Raw genomic sequence first — 25131 nt, forward strand, 5'->3', positions numbered from 1 at the left:
TGTCGAGATGCCAATCTTGCCGAAATGAATGACGGGCCTTCAAGGCTGCGTCAACCGCCTCGCCGAAATGTGTTGCGCAGACTGCCGGCTGGTCGTCATCGCCTGATATCGATCGGGGCCTCTATCTTCACGATCTCGAAATCCGAGACGAGAATATCGAGCCGCGCCGTCCATCGGCCGGGGACCGGGACGACGAGATCGTCGACACGCCAGGTGCCATCGCCGCGCTTTGTCGCCGCGCGTTTGATCGGCTCGATGCCGGCATCGGGTTTTGACAACACCAACGTCACTTGCTCAGCATTGAGCGGACCGAAATCGCCGGTCATGATGACGATAGACGCCGCAACCGGCCCAACATGGCCGGGCGTGATGCTGAGGTCGGCCATCACCTTCGGCGTGTGGATATGCACCGATGCCGGCTGCGCTGTGGCGATCGCCAGGGCGCGCGGCGGCGGCGTGAAGCGCCAGCCGGCGGCAACGCCGAAGATCGCCAGAATGATCAGCATTTCAACGCCGATGGAGCGGACCAGCCTCCTTTGCACTTCCGTCTCTCCCGCTTCGGCCGGAGCGGTGAGTTTCCAGCGGTTGGTCGCAGCGAGCGTGAGCAGAAAGAACAGCAGCGCCAGCTTGACCAGCAGCAATCGGCCATAGGCGGTCTCGAGCAAAGCTGCGGGCGCCTGCACCTGGATGATGGCGAGCACGATGCCGGTCGCTGCGAGCATGGCCACGACAGGCAGGATGGCTTGGGAAAACCGGCGCAGGAAAGGTGCGGCCTCGACCGGCTTCCACCTGATGGCGAGACCGAGCGGCGCCAGCGCCCCGGCCCAGAAGGCAATGCCGGCACCGTGCAGAAACACCATCGGCCTTGTCAGCCATTGCGGTTCGGCGGCACTTGCATGCCCGCTGGCGGCGAGAGCGGCACCGACACCGGCCAAGCCGGCAAGGGCAGAGAGTTTTGCCCCGCCGCGCGGCCCGACCAGCGACAGCAGGCCAAGCCCGAGCGCCACCAGCGCGACCAGCACGGTCCAGCCCAAGCTTGTGCCGAGCCCGGCCTGCCAGACGCCGGGCTGCGCCAGCCGGACGAGCGGCGCACCGAGCGCGTCCAGTCCCTGCAAGCCGAGCGACAAGGGTGCCGCGACAAGGCCGCACAGGATTGCGGCGATGACGAAGCGCTGGCCGGAACGCCCGCCCTTCGCCAGCCAGGCGATGGCAAAGGCACCGCCGACGCCGAGAAAGAGGCCGACATAGAGAAAGACCTTGCCGATCCAGATCGCCGACCTCAGACCCCGGTCGACAGCTTCGGGGACGGCCGGCTCAGCACTCGGCGCGCCGATGGAAAACAGCACCGAGCCGCCGACCGGATGGCCATCGGCGGAAATCACCCGCCAGCTCAGCACATGTGTGCCGGATCCAAGCGTCTGCGGATTGTCGATCTCGACCGTCTGGCCATTGAGCCGAAAGGATGTCAGCGGAACCGGCGTCCCGTCAGGCCGCACCAAGGTCAGCACCAGCGGCGAGACCGGCTCGCTGAAGGTCAGCGAGAACTGCGCTGGGCTCTGTGCCAGCGCCGTGCCGTCGGCCGGGTCGGCTGTGACCAGCGCTGCGTGGGCAAAAGCCTGATTTGGCGCGGTAATGACGGCGAGCAGCACGATCGCGGCCAGCAGGCCAATGGCAAGCCAACCGGCGCGCTTGCCGAACCTGCAGGTCGTCCACCGAAAAGATGCCAGGCTCATGTCAATGTCACAGAGGCGGCGGCGCGCTCTTTCGAACAAAGCGCGCCGCCAAAAAATCATTTCTTCGGCGAAAGCTTGAGGCCGGGCGCCGGATATTCCAGCGCATCCTCATCCTGGCCGCCCGCCGGAATCTCGATCCAGCGCTCGGCAACGCCGTCGCATTCCTGCACCACCGGGAAGTAGAGCATTTGGCCGGCCGGCAGGTCTACCGCCAGAGTCCCGCGGAAGACGAATTCGTCGTAGAATTCGTCCGGCAGGCTGCCGCCGCTCCAGTCGACTTCCTTGACGCCGTTGCTCACCTCTTGACCATGGAGCTGATAGGATTTCTCGTATCTGCCTTTCTTGACCTGCAGCGTCCAGCCCGGCTTCGGCATCGGCTTCACCGAAATCACCCCTTCCGGGATCTGCACGCGCACGGCGGTCGTCGCCTTGCCGTCGCAGCCATGCGGCACGCGCAGGACGGCCTTGTAGGTCGAACCGACCGCCGCCTCCTGCGTTTCGAGTGTGATGTGGGCAAAGGCCGCGCTTGTCCCCAAGACAAAAAACGCGCCGGCCGACAAAAGATATCTGTTCATGATGGTCCCTCAAATTTCGAATTATCCGGATCTGACCGCGTCAGTTGGCGTGCCGGATCAGTTAGCGTGATTGTCCATACCGCCCGTTTCGCCGATGCCTTCCACGGCGAAGTCGACGGTGACGGCGCCGGCCTTCTCGAAGGTCAGCGTGGCTGGAAACGCTTCGCCTTGCTTCGGTTGCCGCTTCAGCCCGACGAACATCAGATGATAGCCGCCGGGTGCCAGCGCGACCTTGCCGCCGGCCGGAATCTCAAGGCCACCGGTGACTGGCCGCATGGTCATGACGCCATCGCTCACGCCCATTTCATGCAGTTCGGCCTTGGCCGAAATTTCCGAGGAAATCGACAGCAGCCGGTCCGGCGAACTGCCGGTGTTGGTGACGGTGAAATAGCCGCCAGCCACTTTGGCGCCGGGCGGTGTGGCGCGCGACCAGGGATGCCCGATCTCGAGGTCCCCAACCCTGAACTCATGCGCGAAAACGGCCTGGGCGCTGACGAACAGGAGGGCGAGTACGAACACGGTGATGCCGAGCCGCTCCTCGAAGCTGTGCAGGAAGAGGCTGTTGCGGCCGAACCGCGCGCGGAAAGACTGAGACATGATAGCTCCAAGAACTGAGAAATCGCGCCGTCGGCCGGTCGCGAACAGTTTCGATGTTGAATGAATGCGCTTGCGAAGGCTTTCGCAAGGCGATCTGGAACGGATCAGGCCGACGCCGGCGGCGCGCGCGGATTCGACGGCGAGCGGTCGCGGCTGAAATCGAGGTGCCGGAACGCCGGCAGCACAAACGCGACGGTTTCGACGGGAAAATTGCCGGGCACCATCCCGGCAGCGGGCGGCGGCACGTAAGCAGCCGAGGCCACACCGCAGCCAAGCATGCAGCAGGCCGGCATGTGCTGCTGGTGCGGATCGCCGCCCGGAAGCTGGGCGGCGCCCTCCTGAGTGCAGATGACATTGCCGAAAGCGTCGAGTTGCGAGGCATTCGGGCTTAAGCCGAAGGCGAATGCGCCAAGCACCGACTGGAGCACGAGCAAATAGGCCGCGGCGAACGCGGCCGGCATGCTCCATCGTCTCCGCCGAATATTCAAAGACCTGCCTCTTCACGCAGCAACGGCCAGATATCTAGCACGGGCTCAGCAGGTGGAAAATCGCCAAATCATTGCTGCGGCAACGCGGCGCGATCAATGCATGTCGCTCAAAAGTGCGCAGCGGTTTTGGGATAACGACATGCACAAGAACAAGAACTTAAAGCGCGTCGCATTGTTCAGACGCGACGCGCTTTAAGCCCGTTGCGGCTGCTGGCCCTCGGGGATCGAAGTCAGCAGCGTATTGCGCGCCGACTTCAGATGCTTGCGGCAGGCGGCGTCGACCTTGCCCAGATCGCGCGATTTGAGCGCGGCGATATAGGCTAGGTGCTCCGTGACCGCCACTTCGTTGCGCTCGCGCTCCTGCGCCTTGTTCCATTGATAGTGGTAGTGGAAAATCATGGCGATGATGTCGTAGAAATCGACGATGAAGCGGTTGTGCGACGCGCGGTGGATCAGCCGGTGAAAGCGCTCGTCGAGCTCCGAGAATTCATTGAAGCGCGTGGCGATCTCGCGCGCCAGCAGGCGATGCTCGCCTTCCAGGAGGTCGAGGTCGGCCCAGACCGGGCTGTCTTCGGGCAGGGCGGCGAAGGCGGCGGCCGAGCGCAATTCGAACATCTCGCGGATTTCGGTCAATTCAAGCGCGAAAGCGCGGGTAAAACCTTTCAGCACCCAATGGCTGTTGCGGCGTTTCTCGATCAGCCCGAAGCGGGAAAAGCGGATCAGGAACTCGCGCACGCTGGTGGTGCCGACGCCGATCTCGCGCGCCAGCTCGAGCTCGTTGATCTGCATGCCGGGCTCGGCGCCGCCGGCAAGCAGCCGCCGCATGAAAGAGCGCTCGATGATCTGCGACAGCGTGTCGGTCTCTTCCTCGGGGAAAAAATCGTCCGGCCGCGGCACGCGCAAAACCGTCTTGCTACGCTTGTTCCAGGCGATCAGCCCCGTCTCTTCCATGCGCGCAAGGATGGTGCGGATCGTCGTGCGGCTGACGCCGAGCAGCGTGCCCAGTTCGGGCTCCGACGGCAGGCTTTTCGTTTCATCGAGCAGCCGCAGACCGCGATTGTAGGCGTCCTTGTAGACGTTGTTGCTCTTTGACATCCCCTGCCTCATTGCGCGCCAGCGCTTGCGGCGGCCGGCCTGAAGCGCGATATGGACAAACGTTGCTAGCGCAGGCTCCCAAAAAGCGGAATCGCTTTTCGGAAGTCAGCCCTGGTTCCAGTGTCCGGGCCTCTGCACATCCATTAAGAACGCACGACGCTTTCGCGAAAAAACAATTGACGCAAAACTGTTTTTTCACGATAAAAGACATTATCTTTTAACAGGCGCGTGTCAATCCGCTCGCACATCCCAGGAACACCCAGGAAACTGCCCGTGAACGCCGCAAACAGCATTCTTCTGTCTCCCGCCGACAATGTCGCGGTTGCCAATGGCCGCATTGAGATCGGCGCGGTGCTGCCGGGCGGCGCCGTTGCCACAGCGTTGATCGAACCCGGGCACAAGGTTGCGATCAAGCCGATCGCCGCTGGCGAGGCCGTGGTCAAATACGCTCAGGCGATCGGCCGCGCCACTGAAGCCATCGCGCCTGGCGAGCATGTTCATTCGCACAATCTGGTCTTCGAGTCCGGGCGTTTGCCGGTGGTGCCGCCGAGCGAAGCCGTGCACGCGACCGAGGCCGATCGCACCCGCACCTTCATGGGCTACCGTCGCGCCGACGGCCGTGCCGGCACGCGCAACTTCATCGGCATTCTCGCCAGCGTCAATTGCTCGGCCACCGTTTGCCACGCCATCGCCGATGAGGCGAACCGCACGCTCCTGCCCAGATATCCGGGGATCGACGGCTTTGTCCCTATCGTTCACGGCCAGGGCTGCGGCATGAGCGCCACCGGCGACGGCATGATGGTGCTGCACCGCACGCTTGCCGGCTATGCCCGCCATCCGAATTTCGGCGGCGTGCTGATGGTTGGGCTCGGCTGCGAGGTCAATCAGCTCACCCTCTATGGCCAGAAAGGCGTCGCTGTCGGCAAACGCCATTTCAACATCCAGGAAGCCGGCGGCTCGCGCAAATCTGTCGAGAAGGCGATGCTGGTGCTGGCCGAGATCGCCGAGGAGGTCGGCAAGCTTGAGCGTGAGCCTATCCCGGTCAGCGAAATCGTCGTCGGCTTGCAATGCGGCGGCTCGGACGGCATGTCCGGCATAACCGCCAATCCGGCGCTGGGCGCCGCGGTCGACATCCTGGCGGGCGTCGGCGGCATCGGCATCCTCTCCGAGACCACGGAAATCTACGGCGCCGAGCATCTGCTCGCCTATCGCGCGGCGACCCCGGAGATCGCAGCCAAGCTGGACGGCTATGTGAAGTGGTGGGAAGACCATGTCGCCAAGCATGGCGCCTCCATCGACAACAATCCTTCACCCGGCAACAAGCGCGGCGGCCTGACCACCATTTTGGAGAAGTCGCTTGGCGCGGTCGCCAAGGGCGGCCAGACGCCGCTCAACGGCGTCTTCGGCTATGCGGAGAAGGTCACCGGACACGGCTTAGTGTTCATGGACACGCCCGGCTACGATCCGGTTTCAGCCACCGGCCAGGTTGCGGGCGGCGCCAATGTCATCGTCTTCACCACCGGCCGCGGCTCCTGCTTCGGCTGCCGGCCGACACCGTCGATCAAGGTCGCCACCAACTCGACCATGTATCATCAGATGGAAGAGGACATGGACGTGAATTGCGGCGTCATCGCCTCGGGCGAAAAGACCATTGCCGGCATGGGCCGCGAGATCTTCGAACTGATCGTCGAGACGGCTTCCGGCCGCAAGACCAAGAGCGAGGAGTTCGGCTACGGCGACAACGAGTTCGTGCCCTGGCACCTCGGCGCGACCCTCTAGACCAGCCACTAACTGACTTACGACATAGACGGGCCAGGCAAAATGGCCGGTGGGAGGCTTTGCATGAAGAAACGCTGTGTCGGCAGCACCGCGCTGGAAATAACCGAGGTCAGCTTCGGCGGCGCGGCGGTCGGCGGCCTCTACCGAGCTTGCCCGCGCGAGGCGGCGATGCAGACGCTGCAGGTCGCCTGGGACACCGGCTTGCGCTATTTCGATACGGCGCCCTTCTACGGTTTCGGCCTCTCGGAACGCCGCTTCGGCGATTTCCTGCGCGACAAGCCGCGGGACTCCTACGTGCTGTCGACCAAGGTTGGGCGCTTGTTCCGGCCGGTGCCGGAAGACCAGGTTCCGGACCACTCCTATGTCGATCCGCTGCCCTTTGCGCTCGACTACGACTATTCCTACGACGGCATCATGCGCTCGGTCGAGTTCAGCTATGCGCGGCTTGGCCTCAATCGAATCGACATCCTGTTCGTCCACGACATCGGCGTCTACACGCATGGCGTCGAGAAAACGAAGCTGCATTTCCGCCAGTTGATGGACGGCGGGCTGAAGGCGCTGGAACAACTGAAGTCGTCCAAGGTCATTTCCGCCTACGGCCTTGGCGTCAACGAGGTGCAGATCTGTCTCGATGTGCTGCGCCAGGCGCCGCTCGACTGCATCCTGCTTGCCAGCCGCTATTCGCTGCTCGACCGCACCGCCGAAGCCGAATTGCTGCCGTTTTGCCGACAGCGGCAGACCTCGCTGATCATCGGTGGCGTCTTCAATTCCGGCATCTTGGCGACCGGCCCGGTGCCGGGTGCGCATTTCGACTACCTGCCGGCCACCCAGAACATTCTCGACCGCGTCGGCGCCATGGAAAAAATCGCCGCCGAGGGCGGCTACCCGCTTGCCGCGGCGGCGTTCCAGTTTCCACTGCATGAGCCTGTGGTAGCTTCTGTGCTGACGGGCACCGCCAAACCGGCCAATCTGGCGCGAAATCTCCAACTGCTCGACATCCCGGTGCCCGAAACAGAGTTCGCCAAATATGATCCCTACACGGTCGTACAGAAACTTGGCTGATGCGCTGCGGCCTTCGCCGTTCGCCGGTTAAACGGCGGACGGTGCGGTCAGGAGGCGTCACAATCGTACGCCTCAAAAAAGAATGAACATTCCATATTGACTGGTTGGTGGAATTAATATTCCATATCTTTCGAAGAGGATCTGTAGGGTTGGCAATGAGGATCGGCAAGGGGGCTCCTTCCGGTCTAGCCATCTGGAGACCGATACGAAACACCGCTTGCGCCGGCCCATCCTATGCACTATCAAAATGCGGTAAATGTTTTTTATTGATAAAGTTCCGTTTGGGCAGCGCCTATCCAAACCGAGCTTCCGCAACGTTCACCGGGCGACTTAGGGAGGAAACCTAATGAAATTCGTGACCAGCATTCTCAACCGCCGCGCATTCGTGGCGCTCGCTGCCGCCTCGATGCTTGCCGGCGTGATGCATTCGGCGCCGGCTTCGGCGGCGGACGTGACCATTCCGATCATCGTCAAGGACACCACCTCTTTCTACTGGCAGATCGTTCTGGCCGGCGCCCGCAAGGCCGGCAAGGACCTCGGCGTCAACGTGCCGGAACTCGGTGCCCAGGCGGAGACCGATGTCAACGGCCAGATCTCGATCCTTGAAAACGCCGTCGCCGGCAACCCGGCCGCCGTCGTCATCGCACCGACCGAAGCCAAGGCGCTCGGCAAGCCGATCGATGAGGCTGCCAGCAAGGTCAAAATCATCGGCATCGACTCCGGCGCCGATTCCAAGGCCTTCACCTCGTTCCTGACCACCGACAACATCCAGGGCGGCCGCGTCGCCGCCGATGGCCTGGCGGCAGCCATCGGCGAGGCCAATGGCGGCAAAGTCGAGGGCGACGTCGCCCTGATCACCGCGCTTCCGGGTGCCGGGTCGCTCGAACAGCGCGCCCAGGGCTTCAAGGAGCAGCTTGCCGCCAAATATCCGGGCCTCAAGCTCGTCGCCGACAAATATGCCGACGGCCAGGCCACGACCGGCCTCAACATCGCGACCGACCTGATCACCGCCAATCCGAACCTCAAGGGCATCTTCGCCTCCAACCTGATCATGGCGCAGGGCGTCGGTCAGGCGATCGCCGAGAACAGCCTGGCCGGCAAGGTCGGGCTCGTCGGCTTCGACAGCGACGAGAAGCTGATCAAGTTCCTCAACGACGGCGTCATTTCGGCTCTCGTCGTCCAGGATCCGTACCGGATGGGCTATGACGGCATCAAGACGGCGCTCGCCGCCTCGAAGGGCGAGAAGGTCGAGGCCAATGTCGACACCGGCGCCAACCTGGTCACCAAGGCCAATATGAAGGATCCGAAGATCGACGCGTTGCTCAATCCGAAACTCGACTGAGCATCGGCGTAGGTGCATTGTTTCCGGGGCCTTTCTGCCCCGGAAACACTCCAACCAAGTGCCAATCGTGAGGCCAATCTGGGAGGATTGTCATGACGTCGACGGCGCAGGAACTGCATCCGGCCCTAACGCTGGAGCCGGGCAGGACGATCCTCGAACTCAAGGGACTGGAAAAGCGATATCCTGGCACGCACGCGCTGAAGCCGGTTAACCTCGCCTTCAAGGCCAGCGAAATCCACGCCATTGTCGGCGAGAACGGCGCCGGCAAATCCACCCTGATCAAGCTGCTGACCGGTGTCATGCCGCGCACCTCCGGCGACGTCATCTGGGAGGGCAAGCCGGCAGCGCTGGCGACGCCGCATGAGGCGATGGCGCTCGGCATCAATGCCGTGCATCAGGAGGTCGTTCTGTGCCGCCATCTCACTGTCGCGGCCAACATGTTCCTTGGCGAGGAGGATTCCCGCTTCGGCATCCTGCAGCAGCGGGCCATGGTCAGGGAAGCGCAGAAGATCATCGACGATCTCGGCTTCGATCTGCCGGCGCATGTCGTGCTGGGTGACCTGACCATAGGCCAGCAGCAGCTGATCGCCGCCGCCCGCGCCACCGTGCGCGGCACCAAGTTCCTGATCTTCGACGAACCGACTGCCTATCTCACCCGGAAGGAAGCCGATCAGCTGTTCACGCTGATCCGCCGGCTAAAGGGCGAAGGCGTCACCATCATCTACATCAGCCACCGCATGGAAGAGGTGTTCGAGCTCGCCGACCGCGTCTCGGTGCTGCGCGACGGCACGCTTGTCGGCACCAGGAACATCGCCGAGACCAACGACGCCGAGCTGGTCAAGATGATGATCAACCGCTCGATCGAGCAAGTCTACCACAAGGAGCATTTTACCCCGGGCGCGACGCTCCTCGAAGCCAGAAATCTCTCCGGCAAGGGCTTCGAAAATGTCTCGATGACGGTCCGGGCCGGCGAAATCGTCGGGCTCTACGGCCTGATCGGTGCCGGGCGCAGCGAGTTCGTCACCACGCTCTACGGCCGTCATCGCAAGTCGGCCGGCCAGATCCTCTGGGAGGGCAAGGAGGTTCAGGTCAACTCCGAGCATGACGCTATCAGGCTCGGCATGGCGCTGGCGCCGGAAAGCCGCCGTGACCAGGGCCTCTGCCTCAACCTGCCGGTCGGCCTCAATCTCAATCTGCCGATCTACAAGCGCATCTCCAGCAATCTGCTGATCTCCAGCGCACAGGAGAAGACCGAGGCGGATCGCCAGATCGCCAATCTCAGGATCAAGACGCCGACGCGCAACGCGCTCGCCTCCAGCCTGTCCGGCGGCAACCAGCAGAAGATCGTCATCGGCAGATGGCTGGCGCACGGCGCCAAGCTGTTCATCTTCGACGAGCCGACAGTTGGCGTCGATGTCGGCACCAAGGCGGAGATCTACCGTCTGTTCGGCGAACTGTTGTCCAAGGGCGCCGGCATCATCCTGATCTCGTCCTATCTGCCCGAGGTCTATGAACTGGCCGACACGCTGCATGTATTCCGGCGCGGCAAGCTGGTGGCCACGCATGGTTTCCGCACCGCCAATCATGAGGACATTCTCAATCAGGCGCTCGCCGAGAAACAAGAAAAACCGGGAGGACAGATATGAGCACCGAGGCGATCCCGGCCGAAAGGCCGAAACGCAACTATAACGCGCTGTTCGGGCTGACGCTGCTGGCGCTGCTGGTTCTTTTGTGGATCATCCTGTCGGTGGCGACGCCGAGCTTCGCCTCCGCCAACAATATCTCGAACCTGCTGCGGCAGGGCTCGATGATAGCCATCCTAGCGGTCGGCCAGACCTTCGTCATCATCACCGGAGGCATCGACCTTTCCGTCGGCGCCGTGGTCGGCTTCGCCACCGTCATCGTGGCGATGCTGATCAACGCCGGGGTGCCGGTCTTCCTCGCCATCCTGGTCACCTTGCTGGTCGGTGTCGCCATCGGCATGTTCCACGGCTTCGGCATCGTCAGGATGGGCCTGCCGCCCTTCATCATCACGCTGGCGACACTGACCTCGCTGCGTGGCATTGGCCTTTTGATGACCAACGGCAACTCGATCTCGATCAACAACGACGCCTTCCAGTTGTTTTCGCGCAGCTCGTTTCTCGGCGTCCCCAATCTGTTCTGGATGGTGATCCTGGTCGGCATCCCCGCCTACATCTTCCTGCATCACAGCCGCTGGGGCCGGTATCTGTTCTCGGTCGGCTCCAACGCCGAGGCCTCGCGTCTGTCCGGCGTCAATGTCCAGCGCACCATCTACATGGCCTATACGCTGTCGGGCCTGTGTGCGGCTTTCGTCGGCGTGCTGCTCGCCTCGCGCATCGGCATCGGCAATCCGACGCAGGCCGAGGGCTGGGAGTTGCAGGCGATCGCCTCGTCGGTGATCGGCGGCACTTCGCTGTTCGGCGCCGTCGGCTCGGTGCACGGACCGCTGCTCGGCGCCTTCATCCTCGCCACCATCAACAACGGCGCCAATCTCTTGAACGTCAACGCCTTCTGGCAGCGCATCATTACCGGCGTGCTGATCATCGTCATCGTCTATTTCGACGGCCTGCGTCGCCGCGGCAAGTAGACTATCTTTAACAACCGCCGGCCCGGCGATAGCCGACGGGCCGCGGTGCCAAGAACCGACTGGATCAAAGCATGAAAGCCGTCGTCTGCCGCTCGCCCGGTGAGCTTGTTCTGGAAGACCGCCCGGCGCCAGGCACTCCGCCCTCTGGCTGGGCGTTGGTCGCGGTCAGCCATGTCGGCATCTGCGGCACCGACTATCATATCTTCGAGGGCAAGCATCCGTTCCTCGCCTATCCCCGCATCATGGGTCATGAGGTTTCCGGCACTGTGATCGAGGCCGGCGAAGGCGTCGATCTGTCCGTCGGCGAACCAGTGATCATCAACCCCTATCTCGCTTGCGGCAAATGCATCGCCTGCCGGCAAGGCAAGCCGAATTGCTGCGTCAAAATCGAGGTGCTCGGCGTACACCGCGACGGCGCCATGTGCGAACGGATCCTGGTGCCGGCGCAAAATCTCTATCCGGCAAACGGCCTGTCGCTGGCGGATGCCGCCGCCGTCGAATTCCTGGCGATCGGGGCGCATGCCGTGCGGCGCTCGCTGGCGCAGCCAGGCGCGCGCACGCTGGTCATCGGCGCTGGGCCGATCGGCCTCGGCACGGCGCTGTTTGCTCGCATCGCCGGTCTCGACGTGACGCTGCTCGACATGAGCGCGGAGAGGCTGGGTTTCGCCGCAAACGAACTCGGCTTCGCGACCCTCGACGGTTCGCAGGCGTCTGCGACCGATCGGGTGCGGGAGGCGACCGGCGGCGAAGGTTTCGACGTTGTCTTCGATGCCACCGGCAACACCCAGTCCGTCCAGTCGGCCTTCGCCCATGTCGCGCATGGCGGGACGCTGGTCCTGGTCAGCGTCGTCAAGGACGACATCGTCTTTTCCGATCCCGAATTCCACAAGCGCGAGATGACGTTGATCGGCAGCCGCAACGCGCTGCGCGCCGATTTCGACCATGTCGCCGCCTCGATCCGCGATGGCGCCGTGCCGCTGGCGAAGCTCGTCACCCATCGCACGACGCTGGGCGAGACGCCGCGCGACCTCGCCCGCTGGGCGCATGAGAAATCCGGCCTGATCAAGGCGGTGATCGAAGTCGGGTCATAACACGGCAGGCGGTGAGCCCGGCCCGAATGACAACGCCCCGCGCAGGTCGACCCCCACTCCGTCTCGGCTTCGCCGAGCCACCTCTCCCCCGAGCGACGGGGTAGAGGAAGGGTGCGAGCCTATTGCAGCCAACGCTCCTCAACCAGACTCCCTACTTCTCTCGCCGTCAGCGGGCTCCCTTCCTCTCCCTCCGGAGGGGGGAGAGGTGGCTCGGCGAAGCCGAGACGGAGTGGGGGAAGGCGGTCCTCAAACGCCAAGCCGCTGACATGTAAGCGCGACCGAGCTGGTATGATATCAGCGTGGGTCAGATAAATCACGGTCTCGTATAAGGCCGGCACTACCTACAGCGCCGACAGTTTGAGCTCGACGCGCTCAGCCGGAAACCGCGTTTCGGCGAACTGGATCGGCTGGCCGTCCGGCGTGACGTTGACGGCGGCCGTGACCAGCACGATGGCGCCGGGCTGCAGATCGAGATCGGCAAGGTCGGCGGCATCCGCGTGGCGCGCCGACAGCACCGTCGATTGCCTGAGATAGTCACTGATGCCGAAACGCTGGAGCGAAGCGGTCACCGATCCAGTTTCCGCGATAGCGGTCTCGATGCCTACGAAGCGTTTTGCATCGAACCAGCCGGTGGCACGCGAGACCGGCTGTCCATCGGCTTCACCGCGTGTCTCAAGGCGGATGACGCTGGAACCCTTGGCTAGACCTAAGCCTTCGGCGACACGCCGGCTGGCCGGCTCGACCGCCGACTCGAGCAGCACGCTGCGGCGCTCAGACGCTTGCCCTTGCAAGCCCTCCGAAAAACGGGTGCGGGCGCCGATCGGATAGGACAGGCGCTTGCGCGAAAGCACGAAAGTGCCGCGCCCCTGCTCGGCCCTGAGCACGCCATCCTGCACCAGTGCTGCGATGGCGCTGCGCACCGTATGGCGGTTGACACCATAGCGCTCGGCCAGCGCGACTTCCGGCGGCAGCGCGGTATTCTCGGCAAAGTCGCCGACGGCGATCGAACGCAGGATTTGATCGGCGATCTGCCGCCACAGCGAGACGCCGCTGCGCCGCTCTATGCTGCTGGGCTGCCCGATCATGTCTTGCCCCGATCTTTTCGCCCGTGTCATGCACCCGTCATAGACACGCATTAGATAATAGGTATAATTTGTATAATTGTCTATATCAATAGACAAATTTTCGATGCAAGGGAATGTTAACCATGCGAGGACAGGAAGCGCGCGATCAGGCTCAGCGCAAGGCCGTTATGGCAACGCTGGCGCAATCGACCGGCGACGATATCGTCCGGCTGTGGAACGAAGCCGGCCTGCCTTCTGAGGCGGAACTCCTGCGCGGCCCCGAAACCGGCTTGGTCACCGTGCGCGGCCGCATCGGCGGCGGCGGCGCGCCGTTCAACGTTGGCGAGGCGACGGTCACCCGCGCTACCGTCCGGCTCGCCTCCGGACAGGTCGGCCACTGCTACGCGCTGGGCCGTGACAGGCAGAAAGCAAAACTGGCGGCGATCGCCGACGCGCTCTGGCAGGACCCTGCCCTGCGCCGTGAGGTCGAGACCAAACTCATTGCGCCGCTGCAGGCCGCACTGGCCAGCGCACGTGAACGGCGTCGCGCCGAGACGGCGGCAACGAAGGTCGATTTCTTCACCATGGTACGCGGAGAAGACTGATGGACATCGTAACCCAAGCGATCGAAGGCGGCTTTGCCGATCCGGTGTTCGACGCCCAGACGGTGTTCCGCGCCGTGATGGACGCAATGGCGCGGCCGGGCACCCTGCAGGCTCTGCCGGTCTTTGCCCGCCCGCCGGCGCCGCTATCAGCCACCGCGGGCGCCATTGCGCTGGCGCTGTGCGACAACGACACGCCGCTGTGGCTCGACCCCGTTTTGCAGGCCCCGGTAGCGGTGAAATCCTGGCTCGGCTTCCACACCGGCGCGCCCCTGGCCAACACGCCGGCCGATGCGCATTTCGCGCTGATCGCCACGCCGGCCGAAATGATGGCGCTCGACGGCTTCTCACAAGGCACCCAGGATTATCCCGACCGCTCCACGACGCTGATCCTGCAAGTCGGCGATCTCGTTTCAGGCGCCCCTCTGTTGCTCGAAGGTCCTGGCATCGAAAAGACTGCAAGCATCGCGCCGGCACAGATGCCGCGCCATTTCGTCGAACAGTGGAAGCAGAACAACCAGCGCTTTCCGCGTGGCGTCGACATCGTCCTCGCCACCCCGGACGGCGTCGCCTGCCTGCCGCGCACGACGCGCATCAAGACGATGGAGGCGTGATATGTATGTCGCGGTAAAGGGCGGCGAAGCGGCCATTGCCAACGCCCACGCCCTGCTCGCCGACCGCCGGCGCGGCGACCGCTCGGTGCCGGCGCTTCGCCTCGACCAGATCGTCGAGCAACTTGCGCTCGGCGTCGACCGGGTGATGAGCGAAGGCTCGCTCTACGACAGGGAATTGGCGGCGCTCGCCATCGTCCAGGCGCGCGGCGACATGATCGAGGCGATCTTCCTGGTTCGCGCCTATCGCACGACGCTGCCACGCTTCGGCTACACCAAGGCGATCGACACCGGCGCGATGCTGGTCGAGCGGCGTGTCTCGGCGACCTACAAGGATCTTCCCGGCGGCCAGCTTCTCGGCCCGACCTTCGACTACACCCACCGGCTGCTCGATCCCGAGCTTGCCGCGGGCCGCGACGTCGCCGAGCCGCAGCAGCGTGCCAGCGAGGCGGAAGCCATGCCCCGTGTCTCCGCCATCCTCGCCCGCGAAGGCCTGATCGAGCCCGACGGCGACATGCCGCAGGACCATGTCCCCGGCGACATCACCCGCGAGCCGCTGGAATTCCCGATGGCGCGCGACATCCGCCTGCAGGCGCTGTCACGCGGCGACGAGGGTTTTCTCCTCGCACTCGGCTATTCCACCCAGCGCGGCTATGCCCGCAACCACCCCTTCGTCGGCGAGGTTCGCATCGGTGAGGTCGAGTTGGAACTCGATGTCGCGGAGCTGCCCTTCGCGGTACCGCTCGGCTCCGTTCGCGTCACCGAGTGCCAGATGGTCAACCAGTTCAAGGGCTCGGCCAAGGCGCCCCCGCAATTCACCCGCGGCTACGGCCTCGTCTTCGGCCAGAGCGAGCGCAAGGCGATGGCCATGGCGCTGTGCGACCGGGCGTTACGCGCTTCGGAATTCGGCGAAGATGTCGTCGCCGCGGCCCAGGACGAGGAGTTCGTCATCTCGCATTCCGACAATGTCCAGGCGACCGGCTTCGTCGAGCATCTGAAGCTGCCGCACTATGTCGACTTCCAGGCCGAGCTCGACCTCGTGCGCCGCATGCGCGCCGAGCATGATGCTCGCGAAAACGCCGGCAAAGCCGAGGAGAAAAGGGAGGCAGCGGAATGACCGCACAACCGACCGACATCGCCACCTACAACTTCGCCTATCTCGATGAGCAGACCAAGCGGATGATCCGCCGGGCGATCCTCAAGGGCATCGCCATTCCCGGCTATCAGGTGCCGTTCGCCTCGCGCGAAATGCCGATGCCCTATGGCTGGGGCACCGGCGGCGTCCAGGTCACCGCTTCGATCATCGGCCCGGACGATGTGCTGAAGGTCATCGACCAGGGCGCCGACGACACCACTAATGCCGTTTCGATCCGCGCCTTCTTCAAGAAGGTCGCCAATGTCGCTGTCACCACCGAGACGGCGAAGGCGACCATCATCCAGACCCGCCACCGCATCCCAGAACATCCGCTGACATCGGGCCAGGTGCTGGTCTATCAGGTGCCGATCCCCGAGCCGCTGCGCTTCCTCGAGCCGCGCGAGACCGAAACGCGCAAGATGCATGCGCTGGAGGAATACGGCCTCATGCATGTGAAGCTCTACGAGGACATTGCCAGGCACGGTCGCATCGCCACCACCTACGCCTATCCGGTCAAAGTCGAGGGCCGCTATGTGATGGACCCTTCGCCAACACCGAAATTCGACAATCCGAAGATGCATCGTTCGCCGGCTTTGCAGCTATTTGGCGCCGGCCGCGAAAAGCGCATCTATGCGCTGCCGCCTTTCACCGATGTGGTCAGCCTCGACTTCGAGGACCATCCGTTCGAGGTGCAGACCTTCGACCAGCCCTGCGCGTTGTGCGCGGCTGAGAACGTCTATCTCGACGAGGTCATCCTCGACGATCATGGCGGCCACATGTTCGTGTGCTCCGACACCGATCATTGCGAGAAGCGGCGCGAACAAGGCCATCGCGGCCGCCTTGCGCCTGAAACCCCTCTTGCCCTGGAAAAAACGGAGCCGGCGCAATGACCGACGAGCCGCTGCTGCGCGTTTCAGCGCTCTCCAAATTCTATGGCTCGCGCGTCGGATGCGAGAACGTCACCTTCGACCTGTGGCCGGGCGAGGTGCTGGCGGTGGTCGGCGAATCCGGTTCCGGCAAAACGACGCTGCTGAACTGCCTCTCGACCAGATTGTTGCCGAGCTCCGGCACCGCCAGCTACCGCATGCGCGACGGCCAGTTTCGCGAGCTCTACCGGATGAGCGAGGCCGAGCGCCGCTTCCTGATGCGCACCGACTGGGGCTTCGTCCACCAGAACCCCGCCGACGGACTGCGCATGACGGTGTCCGCCGGCGCCAATGTCGGCGAGCGGCTGATGGCGGTGGGCGACCGCCATTATGGAAAAATTCGCGCCACCGCAGTCGACTGGCTGTCGCGCGTCGAGATCGACGAGGACCGCATCGACGACGAACCGCGCGCCTTCTCCGGCGGCATGCGCCAGCGCCTGCAGATCGCCCGCAACCTGGTCACCGGGCCGCGGCTGGTGTTCATGGACGAGCCGACCGGCGGCCTCGACGTCTCGGTGCAGGCACGCCTGCTCGATTTGTTGCGCGGGCTGGTCACCGATCTTGGCCTCGCGGCCATCGTCGTCACCCACGACCTCGCGGTGGCGCGGCTTTTGTCGCAACGCATGATGGTGATGAAGGATGGCCGCGTCGTCGAAAGCGGCCTCACCGACCGCGTGCTCGACGATCCGCGCGCGCCTTATACGCAATTGCTGGTTTCCTCGATTTTGCAGGTTTGACGATGGCGCCAAGTCACCCCCCTCTGGCCTGCCAACGAACGACGATTGGAGCACCTTCTGATGGCAACCCCTCTCGTCGTCTCCGATGTCGCCAAGAGCTTCACCATGCATCTGCGCGACGGCATCAAACTGCCTGTCGTCGCCGGCGTCTCGTTCTCGATCAGGAGCGGTGAATGCGCAGTGCTCGGCGGCCCCTCTGGCGCCGGCAAGAGCTCGATCCTGAAGATGCTCTACGGCAACTACGCCGTCGACGCAGGCCAGATCATCGTCCAGCACGAGGATGGGCTCATCGATCTCGCAACGGCCAGCCCGCGCACCGTGCTTGCCGTGCGCCGGCTCACGATCGGCTATGTCAGTCAGTTCCTGCGCACCGTGCCGCGCGTCTCCGCCCTCGACGTTGTCGCCGAACCGCTGGTCGAGCGCGGCGCGGACCGTGAGGTCGCGCGCAATAAGGCGCGCGCCTTGCTGGCGCAGCTCAACCTGCCCGAAAAACTCTGGATGCTGCCGCCGGCGACCTTTTCCGGCGGCGAGCAGCAGCGCGTCAACATCGCGCGCGGCTTCATCACCGAGCACCCGATCCTGCTGCTCGACGAGCCGACCGCCTCGCTCGATGCCAGGAACCGCGACGTGGTGATTGCGCTGATCGCGGCCAAGAAGGCGGCTGGCGTCGCCCTGCTTGGCATCTTCCATGACCACGACGTGCGCGAGGCGGTAGCCGACCGCGTCATCGACGTGACCGCTTTTGCCGCCGGGAAAATCGCCGCATGACCAGAAAACTGTCGGAAGCGCCGCTTGTCCACGAGACGGCGGAAGTCGAGAACTCGACGCTTGGCCGCTGGACCGAGATCGCCGACCGCTGCCGGGTTTCGGAAAGCACGTTGGGCGACTATTCCTACATGATGCAGGACTGCGGCGTCTGGTGCGCGACGATCGGCAAATTTGCCAACATTGCCGCCAATGTGCGCATCAACGCCACCAACCACCCGACCTGGCGGCCGACGCTGCACCATTTCACCTACCGCGCCTCGGACTATTGGGACGACGCCGAGCACGAGAGCGAATTCTTCGCTCAGCGTCGCGCCAAGCGCGTCACCATCGGCCATGACACCTGGCTTGGCCACGGCTCGACCATCCTGCCCGGCGTCAACGTCGGCGATGGCGCGGCGGTCGGCGCCGGCGCCGTGGTGTCGAAGGACGTCGCGCCCTACACCATTGTCGGCGGCGTGCCGGCGAAACCGATCCGCGAACGCTTCGACCGCCGCACGGCGGAACGTTATCAGGCGCTCGCCTGGTGGGATTGGGACCATATCAGGCTGCGCGCCGCGCTCGACGATTTTCGCGCGCTTTCGGCGGAAGCGTTTCTGGAAAAGTACGGCTGACCACAGGACGAACCCGCCCGTTTCACACCTCTGACACATGACTCGGACAAAGGCGGTCTTTCCCTGGAGATCGCCATGCCCATCAAACCTTCGCTCGCCGGATTCTTTGCCGGCTCGAACCCGAACCCTCCCGTGCATCTCGGCACGCGCTACGACACGTCAGGCAATTTCCTGACCGAGCCCGGCAACACGGTCGTCTGCCATCTCGTCAGCGGCTCAGCTTCCGAAACGGCGGTCATCGAAGTGCGTGAGCGGATGCGCGTTATGCCCGATGCCGACAGGCTGGCCTTCACGCCGATCTCCAGCCTGCATATGACGCTGTTCCAGGGCATCATCGAATATCGCCGCCGGCTTCCCTACTGGCCTGAGGATGTGCCCCTCGACACAAGCATCGACGACATGACACGGCTCTATCTGGAGCGCCTGAATGGCGTCGGGGACCATGGCGCGTTTAAAGTCAGGGTTGTCGATGTCGTGCCGACCGGGCTTACCGTTACCGGCGTGTCGGACCAGGACGAGCGCATCATGCGCGCGTGGCGCGATGCCCTGTCGGTGCCGTTCGGATACCGGCATCCCGATCACGACAGCTACACTTTCCACATAACTTTCGCCTACCAGATCCGGCACCTCGACGACGAAAGGGCCTCGCAATGGCAACAGCTATTCGATGACTGCCTCTCGCTGCTCGCCCTTCAGGCTCCAGTGATCGAGCTGCGGCCTCCGGCATTTTGCAGCTTCAAGGACATGAAGTATTTCGAGGAGCTTCTTGTCCTGGGCTGACGGCGCGACGTCTCTGCCTGTGGGCAGTAACAAAACTGACATCAATCCGACACCGCAGGTTCATGCGGCTGCGCTAGCGAGGGTCAACGGACCTTCAACTGCGACTGGACTGGAACCTGCCCCATGTCAGCAACCTCAGCCACGCTTGAAATCCGCGGCGTCACCCGCCGGTTTGGCAAGAACACCGCCGTCAGCAATGTCGATATCTCGATCCCGCATGGTCAGATGGTCGGCATCATCGGCCGTTCCGGTGCCGGCAAGTCGACCCTTTTGCGCATGATCAACCGCCTCATCGATCCCAGCCAAGGGTCGATTTTCTTTGACGGCGCCGAAGTCTCCAGCCTGCGCGGCTCGCTGCTCAGGCGCTGGCAGCGCGACTGCGCCATGATCTTCCAGCAGTTCAACCTGGTGCCGCGTCTCGACGTGCTGACCAACGTCTTGCTCGGCCGGCTCAATCACCGCTCGACCGTTGTCAATCTGCTCGGTGTCTTTTCTCGCGAGGAACGGGCCGAGGCGATCGCGGCGCTCGAGCGTCTCGACATTGCCCGCACGGCGCTGCAGCCGGCCGGCACCTTGTCCGGCGGCCAGCAGCAGCGCGTTGCGATTGCCCGTGCCATGATGCAGCAGCCGAAGGTGATCCTTGCTGACGAGCCGATCGCCTCGCTCGACCCGCTCAACGCCAAGGTGGTTATGGATTCGCTGCAGGACATCAATCTGCGCGAGGGCATCACCGTCGTCACCAATCTGCACACGCTGGATACCGCGCGCACCTATTGCAACCGCATCATCGGCATGGCCGCCGGCAAGGTCGTGTTCGACGGCCCACCCGAAGACCTCAACCGCGAAGCCGTGCGCATGGTCTACGGCGCCGACAGCAATGGCGGCGAAATCTCCGAGGCCATCACCTCGACCAGCGTCACCATCAAGCAAAAAATCGCCGCATCCGCCGGACCGCTCGAGCCCGCATTTCCGGGCTACTAGTTCCATGATCCCGACAAGTGGATACCGGTATCCGGAAACGATCATGGACAAGCAAAAGAGCGCCTGGATCGCCGGCCCACGTCAAGGGCGCTGTCAAAATTCGAACGCTACCGGCGCGATGCCGGAACCAACAGGAGAGACGCGACATGTTTAGAAAGATGCTTTTCGGTGCTGTTTCCATCATCGCCATGGCGATGGGCGCGGTTCAGGCACAGGACCTGAAGGAATTCCGCGTCGGCATTCTGGGCGGCGAGAACGAAGCCGACCGTCTGCGCAACTACCAGTGCTTCGCCGACCACATCAAGGAAGTGCTGGGCGTCGAGAAAGTCTCGCTGTTCCCGGCCGCCGACTACGACGGCGTCATCCAGGGCCTGCTCGGCGGCACGCTTGACTATGCCGAGCTCGGCGCTTCCGCCTATGCCAAGATCTATCTCGAAAACAAGGACGCGGTTGAGCCTATCCTGACGACGGTCCAGACCGACGGTTCGACCGGCTATCATTCGGTCATGGTCGCCCGTGCCGATTCCGGCATCAAGACGCTCGCCGACATGAAGGGCAAGAAACTCGGTTTCGCCGATCCCGATTCGACTTCGGGTTACCTGATCCCGGTCACTTCACTGCCCAAGGACATCGGCATGGATGTGAAGAGCTACTTCGCGTCGACCGGTTTTGGTGGCGGCCATGAACAGCTCGTCCTCGAGGTCCTGAAGGGCACCTTCGATGCCGGCACCACCTGGGCTTCCGGCGTCGGCGACTTCAAGGACGGCTACAGCTCGGGCAATCTGCGCAAGATGGTCGACAAGGGCGTCCTCAAGATGGACGATCTTGTCGAATTGTGGCAGTCGCCGATGATCCCGAACGGCCCGCTGGTGCTGCGTGCGTCGATCGATGCCGGCGCCAAACAGAAGGTCACCGATTTCCTGACCAAGCTTCCGGAAACCGATCCAGCCTGTTTCTCGGCGATACAGGGCGGCGACTTCAAGGGCTATTCGCCGGTCACCCCGGAATTCTATCAGGCAATCATCGACGCCCGTAAGGCGAAGATCGGCTCGTAAGTAAACTGCCACAACGCCGCCGGGGCCATGTGCCGCCGGCGGCGTTGCCGCATCATGGGCCAGGGATCGATAAATGAGTGCGACCGACGTTTACCGTGCGCCTGCGCTTTCACCGGAGGGAGCCACTGTCGAGCGGCACTGGCGTGACCTCGCCGCCCGCCGGCGCCTTTACACGATCGGAGGCCTGGTTTTCCTGTTTCTCGCGCTCTCTGGCTCGCTCTGGTTCGCCAACGAAACCAACGCCGGAAAGTTCTTCGACCGCCTTCCATATATCGCCGACTTTTTCACGGAATTGAAGCCGCGCGACTGGTTCGATCCGGTGCGCGCGCTGTTCGACCTGCCGTCCCCCTACGACGATGGCAGCCTCAAGTTCGACTACCCCGAAGGCCGGGTCTACCTGACCCAAAGCATCTACGTTCCGGAATACTTCTACCGGATGATCGAGACGCTGAACATTGCCCTGTTTTCGACGCTGGTGGGCTCCACATTCGGTTTCCTGCTCTGCTTCCTGGCTGCGGGCAATATCACGGCCAGCCGCTGGCTCCGTTTCACCACGCGCCGCTTCCTTGAAATTGTCCGCGCCTTTCCGGAAATCGTCATCGCCGGCTTCTTTCTGGCGGTCTTCTCGCTAGGACCCATTCCGGCGATCCTCGCGGTCAGCATCCACACCGTCGGCGCACTCGGAAAAATGTTCTTCGAAGTGGTCGAGAATGCCGACATGAAGCCTGAAGAAGGTTTGCGAGCCGTTGGCGCCAACTGGGTCGAACGCGTGTGGTTCGGCATCGTGCCTCAGGTTCTGCCCAACTTCATGAGCTATTTCCTGCTCCGCTTCGAGATCAATGTGCGCGCTTCGACCATTCTCGGCGCCGTCGGCGCCGGCGGCATCGGCGAATCCCTGCGTCTTTCGATCAGCCGGGGCCATGAGGCCAAGACCATCGCCATCGTCTTCCTGCTGTTCTGCACGATTGTCGCCGTCGATCAGTTTTCGGCGTGGCTGAGACATCGTCTTGTCGGCCGGCAAGCGTTCGCATACGGGCGCGGAGAGTAATGCGATGAACGCCGACGCCATCAACGACATCGCCACTCGCCATCCGAATGCGTTCCGGCGATCCCTATGGAAGCGCTACGCCACCCCGCTCGGTATCGTTCTCTGCATCCTCTACACATTCTATTGCGCGTGGTTCTTCTCGATCGTCACCGTTCTCGAAAAAGCGAACTGGAACCTTGCCGGCGCGTATCTCGCCGACTGGGTGTCTTACGAAATCCGGCCTGACATCGAATTCAAAGACAACCATCTGACGATCGACTACTCCCGCTTTTCCAAGCTGGGATCCAATCCAAATCCCGACTGGGTGGCCAAGCAGATGGCGGTGATCGAGCGGCGGGTCGACGCAGCGCCAGCACCGGCGAGCGCGACCGGCAAGTCGTCGCAGGATTCGTTTATGGCGCCTGGCGCGCCGACCGCCGAGAATCCAGCCGTCCCGTCAGGCCAATCCGCTCCGGCTGTGCCTGAAACGGTGCGCGAAAACGCCGTCGTGGCCGCGACTGTCACTCTTGGCAATGGTCAGATCGCCATCGCGCCAGACCTTGTCACCGTGACGCGCGGCGCCGAAAGCGTCATTTTCGACATTGCCAAGGACAGCTCTGTGACGCCGCGCACACCGCTGCCTGACTGGATCGAGCAGCGCAGGCCAGGCTCGACAGCCTATGTCTCGTTCGGATTTCTCGGTCGCGCTGAAGTCCAAAACGACGAAGTCGTTGCCTGGAGGCGTTTCTTCGGCTGGGCCAATTTCGTGTTCGACACGAACTCGCCATTCTGGGGAAAGCCGTTCGGCGAGGTCGCTTCACTGATTATCTCCGGAGCACGCATCGATCCGTCGCGATCAAACGCGGCGCTCGCCTGGGACAACATCCTCAACAACGCCGAGTGGCAGCACGGCGACGTCTGGCTGAAGCTTTTGCAGACCGTCGTCATGGCTTTCGTCGGCACGGTGCTGGCATCGATCGTCGCCTTTCCGCTCGCCTTCCTGGCTGCGCGCAACGTCACGCCGAGCCGGATTGCCAACCAGGCAACAAAACGCTTCTTCGATTTCCTGCGCTCGGTCGACATGCTGATCTGGGCGCTGTTCTTCACGCGTGGCTTCGGTCCGGGGCCGCTGGCCGGCATGTCGGCGATCTTCTTCACCGACACCGGAACCCTGGGCAAGCTCTATTCCGAGGCGCTGGAAAACATCGACGACAAGCAGCGCGAGGGCATCCGCTCGGTTGGCGCCACGCCGGCAATGGTGCAGCGCTATGGCGTGCTGCCCCAGGTTCTGCCGGTATTCCTTAGCCAATCCCTCTATTTCTGGGAATCGAACACGCGGTCAGCGACGATCATAGGCGCTGTCGGCGCCGGCGGCATCGGCCTGAAACTGTGGGAAGCGATGCGCACCAACACCAATTGGGCCAACGTTTTCTATATGGTTCTGCTGATCCTGCTTGTCGTCTTTATCTTCGACAACATTTCCAGTTTTCTCCGCCGCAAATTGATGGGGACAGTCGCAAACGGCAACGATGAGCGGCGCGGGCGCGCGCCAGTTGGCCTGCCGCCGGTGGCTCAGATCGCCTGAGAGGAAGGCTCGGCTGCGTCCTAAGCACCAGCCTTCTTCCAGCCGCTCTTGATGTGCTTGTAGCCGTCGCGGTAGACGGCTTCCGGGCTTTCCGAAAAATCGCGCCAGACCTTGGTTGCCGCCGCCAAATCCTTCAGCGAGCGGCCGAAGGCCTCGATCGTCAGCCAGTCGTCATAGCCGCTCTTGCGGATGGCCGAAAACGTCTCCTTCCACGGAATGTGGCCGCGCCCAGGCACGCCGCGATCGTTCTCCGAAATATGGATATGGACGATATTCCTGCGGTTGCGCGTATAGGCGCCGATCGGGTCGGCTTCCTCGATATTGGCGTGGAAGGTGTCGTACATCGCCTTGATGTGCGGCCGGTCGATTGCGTCGACATGCTCCGACAAGTCGTCCATCGTGTTGAGCAGATAGCATTCGAAGCGGTTGAGTGCTTCCAGCCCGATGGTGACGTTCTTGTTGCCGGCATGGTCGCCGATGGCGCGTTGCGAGGCAACGGAGCGCTTCTTCTCCGCCGCCGTCGGCCCACTGCCGGAAAAGGCGCCGAGTGTCGAATGCAGCGGGCCGCTCAGCGTGCTGGCGCCGAGCGCAGCGGAGCAGTCGATCGCCCATCTCATATAATCGATGCCGGCCTTGCGCGTTCCGCCATCGGCCGAGATCAGATTCATCGCCGGATCGCCCATTGCCGAAACCGCGGTGCGCTCCAGTCCGATGCGGTCGAGCAGCGCGCCAAGTTTTGTGTAGTCGTCGGGCGTGCCGGAAAAGACCGGAATCTCGACACCATCAAAGCCGGTCGCCTTGATATCCCTGAGCAGTGGCTCGTGTTTCTTCGATACGGCCGTCGTCCACAAAAACATGCACATGCCGATTTTCATCGAC

25 protein-coding genes are annotated in these 25131 nt (G+C 63.3%); 18 read left to right on the forward strand and 7 right to left on the reverse strand.

Annotated elements, in window-relative coordinates:
- Positions 1-95: 95 nt before the first annotated feature.
- The 5 genes from EOC94_RS19480 to EOC94_RS19505 form a co-directional block, all read right to left on the reverse strand.
- Positions 96-1733, reverse strand: a complete 1638-nt coding sequence (locus tag EOC94_RS19480; RefSeq protein WP_127292725.1) for a copper resistance CopC/CopD family protein — start codon at positions 1731-1733, stop codon at positions 96-98.
- A gap of 56 nt (positions 1734-1789) precedes the next feature.
- A complete protein-coding gene (locus tag EOC94_RS19485; protein WP_126104850.1) occupies positions 1790-2308 on the reverse strand; it encodes a YcnI family protein in 519 nt (172 codons plus the stop codon).
- 57 nt (positions 2309-2365) lie between these two features.
- The gene (locus EOC94_RS19490) at positions 2366-2905 is read right to left on the reverse strand and encodes a copper chaperone PCu(A)C (RefSeq protein ID WP_127292727.1); all 540 of its coding nucleotides are present in this window, start codon (positions 2903-2905) and stop codon (positions 2366-2368) included.
- A gap of 104 nt (positions 2906-3009) precedes the next feature.
- Entirely contained in the window at positions 3010-3366 is a 357-nt protein-coding gene (locus EOC94_RS19495; protein WP_095488301.1) for a DUF2946 family protein, read from the reverse strand.
- Between the two features lie 219 nt (positions 3367-3585).
- Entirely contained in the window at positions 3586-4488 is a 903-nt protein-coding gene (locus tag EOC94_RS19505; RefSeq protein ID WP_127292732.1) for a GntR family transcriptional regulator, read from the reverse strand.
- A gap of 273 nt (positions 4489-4761) precedes the next feature.
- Between EOC94_RS19505 and EOC94_RS19510 the strand changes: the two genes are divergently transcribed.
- The 6 genes from EOC94_RS19510 to EOC94_RS19535 all read left to right on the forward strand — a co-directional run bounded on the left by EOC94_RS19510 (position 4762) and on the right by EOC94_RS19535 (position 12370).
- Positions 4762-6267 carry an altronate dehydratase family protein gene (locus EOC94_RS19510; RefSeq protein WP_127292735.1) on the forward strand — a complete coding sequence of 502 codons (1506 nt, stop codon included), beginning with the start codon at positions 4762-4764 and terminating at the stop codon, positions 6265-6267.
- Between the two features lie 63 nt (positions 6268-6330).
- Entirely contained in the window at positions 6331-7329 is a 999-nt protein-coding gene (locus tag EOC94_RS19515; RefSeq protein WP_127292737.1) for an aldo/keto reductase, read from the forward strand.
- Between the two features lie 346 nt (positions 7330-7675).
- Positions 7676-8671 (forward strand): ABC transporter substrate-binding protein, encoded by a 996-nt coding sequence (locus tag EOC94_RS19520; protein ID WP_095488293.1) that lies wholly within the window; start codon positions 7676-7678, stop codon positions 8669-8671.
- 92 nt (positions 8672-8763) lie between these two features.
- On the forward strand, positions 8764-10317 hold the full coding sequence (locus EOC94_RS19525; RefSeq protein WP_095488292.1) for a sugar ABC transporter ATP-binding protein: 1554 nt from the start codon (positions 8764-8766) through the stop codon (positions 10315-10317).
- Positions 10314-11279 (forward strand): ABC transporter permease, encoded by a 966-nt coding sequence (locus EOC94_RS19530; RefSeq protein ID WP_095488290.1) that lies wholly within the window; start codon positions 10314-10316, stop codon positions 11277-11279. Before EOC94_RS19525 ends, EOC94_RS19530 begins: the two co-directional genes overlap by 4 nt.
- Positions 11280-11350: 71 nt before the next feature.
- Positions 11351-12370 (forward strand): zinc-binding alcohol dehydrogenase family protein, encoded by a 1020-nt coding sequence (locus tag EOC94_RS19535; protein WP_127292740.1) that lies wholly within the window; start codon positions 11351-11353, stop codon positions 12368-12370.
- 341 nt (positions 12371-12711) lie between these two features.
- On the opposite strand, the gene phnF is transcribed toward EOC94_RS19535, so the two are convergent.
- On the reverse strand, positions 12712-13455 hold the full coding sequence (gene phnF, locus EOC94_RS19540; RefSeq protein WP_127292742.1) for a phosphonate metabolism transcriptional regulator PhnF: 744 nt from the start codon (positions 13453-13455) through the stop codon (positions 12712-12714).
- Between the two features lie 122 nt (positions 13456-13577).
- Between phnF and phnG the strand changes: the two genes are divergently transcribed.
- The 12 genes from phnG to phnE (EOC94_RS19600) all read left to right on the forward strand — a co-directional run bounded on the left by phnG (position 13578) and on the right by phnE (EOC94_RS19600) (position 24252).
- On the forward strand, positions 13578-14039 hold the full coding sequence (gene phnG, locus EOC94_RS19545; protein ID WP_095488284.1) for a phosphonate C-P lyase system protein PhnG: 462 nt from the start codon (positions 13578-13580) through the stop codon (positions 14037-14039).
- The gene (gene phnH, locus EOC94_RS19550) at positions 14039-14650 is read left to right on the forward strand and encodes a phosphonate C-P lyase system protein PhnH (protein WP_127292744.1); all 612 of its coding nucleotides are present in this window, start codon (positions 14039-14041) and stop codon (positions 14648-14650) included. The genes phnG and phnH overlap by 1 nt, the downstream gene beginning before the upstream one ends.
- Position 14651: 1 nt before the next feature.
- A complete protein-coding gene (locus EOC94_RS19555) occupies positions 14652-15764 on the forward strand; it encodes a carbon-phosphorus lyase complex subunit PhnI (protein WP_095488280.1) in 1113 nt (370 codons plus the stop codon).
- A complete protein-coding gene (locus EOC94_RS19560; protein WP_095488278.1) occupies positions 15761-16672 on the forward strand; it encodes an alpha-D-ribose 1-methylphosphonate 5-phosphate C-P-lyase PhnJ in 912 nt (303 codons plus the stop codon). The genes EOC94_RS19555 and EOC94_RS19560 overlap by 4 nt, the downstream gene beginning before the upstream one ends.
- Positions 16669-17445, forward strand: a complete 777-nt coding sequence (gene phnK, locus EOC94_RS19565; protein ID WP_065009749.1) for a phosphonate C-P lyase system protein PhnK — start codon at positions 16669-16671, stop codon at positions 17443-17445. The genes EOC94_RS19560 and phnK overlap by 4 nt, the downstream gene beginning before the upstream one ends.
- A 60-nt stretch (positions 17446-17505) precedes the next feature.
- Positions 17506-18213, forward strand: coding sequence for a phosphonate C-P lyase system protein PhnL (phnL, locus tag EOC94_RS19570; RefSeq protein WP_126104837.1), 708 nt, complete (start codon positions 17506-17508; stop codon positions 18211-18213).
- Positions 18210-18824 (forward strand): DapH/DapD/GlmU-related protein, encoded by a 615-nt coding sequence (locus tag EOC94_RS19575; RefSeq protein WP_127292747.1) that lies wholly within the window; start codon positions 18210-18212, stop codon positions 18822-18824. The genes phnL and EOC94_RS19575 overlap by 4 nt, the downstream gene beginning before the upstream one ends.
- Before the next feature lie 75 nt (positions 18825-18899).
- Entirely contained in the window at positions 18900-19604 is a 705-nt protein-coding gene (locus EOC94_RS19580) for a DUF1868 domain-containing protein (protein ID WP_185928280.1), read from the forward strand.
- Between the two features lie 123 nt (positions 19605-19727).
- Complete coding sequence (gene phnC, locus EOC94_RS19585) at positions 19728-20585, forward strand: phosphonate ABC transporter ATP-binding protein (protein WP_029348282.1); 858 nt, start codon at positions 19728-19730, stop codon at positions 20583-20585.
- A 146-nt stretch (positions 20586-20731) separates the two neighbouring features.
- Complete coding sequence (phnD, locus tag EOC94_RS19590) at positions 20732-21640, forward strand: phosphonate ABC transporter substrate-binding protein (RefSeq protein WP_126104833.1); 909 nt, start codon at positions 20732-20734, stop codon at positions 21638-21640.
- 73 nt (positions 21641-21713) lie between these two features.
- Positions 21714-22688, forward strand: coding sequence for a phosphonate ABC transporter, permease protein PhnE (gene phnE, locus EOC94_RS19595; protein WP_126104832.1), 975 nt, complete (start codon positions 21714-21716; stop codon positions 22686-22688).
- Positions 22689-22692: 4 nt separating this feature from the next.
- Complete coding sequence (phnE, locus tag EOC94_RS19600) at positions 22693-24252, forward strand: phosphonate ABC transporter, permease protein PhnE (RefSeq protein ID WP_127292752.1); 1560 nt, start codon at positions 22693-22695, stop codon at positions 24250-24252.
- A 20-nt stretch (positions 24253-24272) separates the two neighbouring features.
- On the opposite strand, the gene EOC94_RS19605 is transcribed toward phnE (EOC94_RS19600), so the two are convergent.
- Positions 24273-25127, reverse strand: a complete 855-nt coding sequence (locus EOC94_RS19605) for a sugar phosphate isomerase/epimerase (RefSeq protein WP_127292755.1) — start codon at positions 25125-25127, stop codon at positions 24273-24275.
- Positions 25128-25131 lie beyond the last annotated feature (4 nt).

The sequence above is a fragment of the Mesorhizobium sp. M6A.T.Ce.TU.016.01.1.1 genome, assembly GCF_003997065.1.
Classification (GTDB): Bacteria; Pseudomonadota; Alphaproteobacteria; order Rhizobiales; family Rhizobiaceae; genus Mesorhizobium; species Mesorhizobium mediterraneum.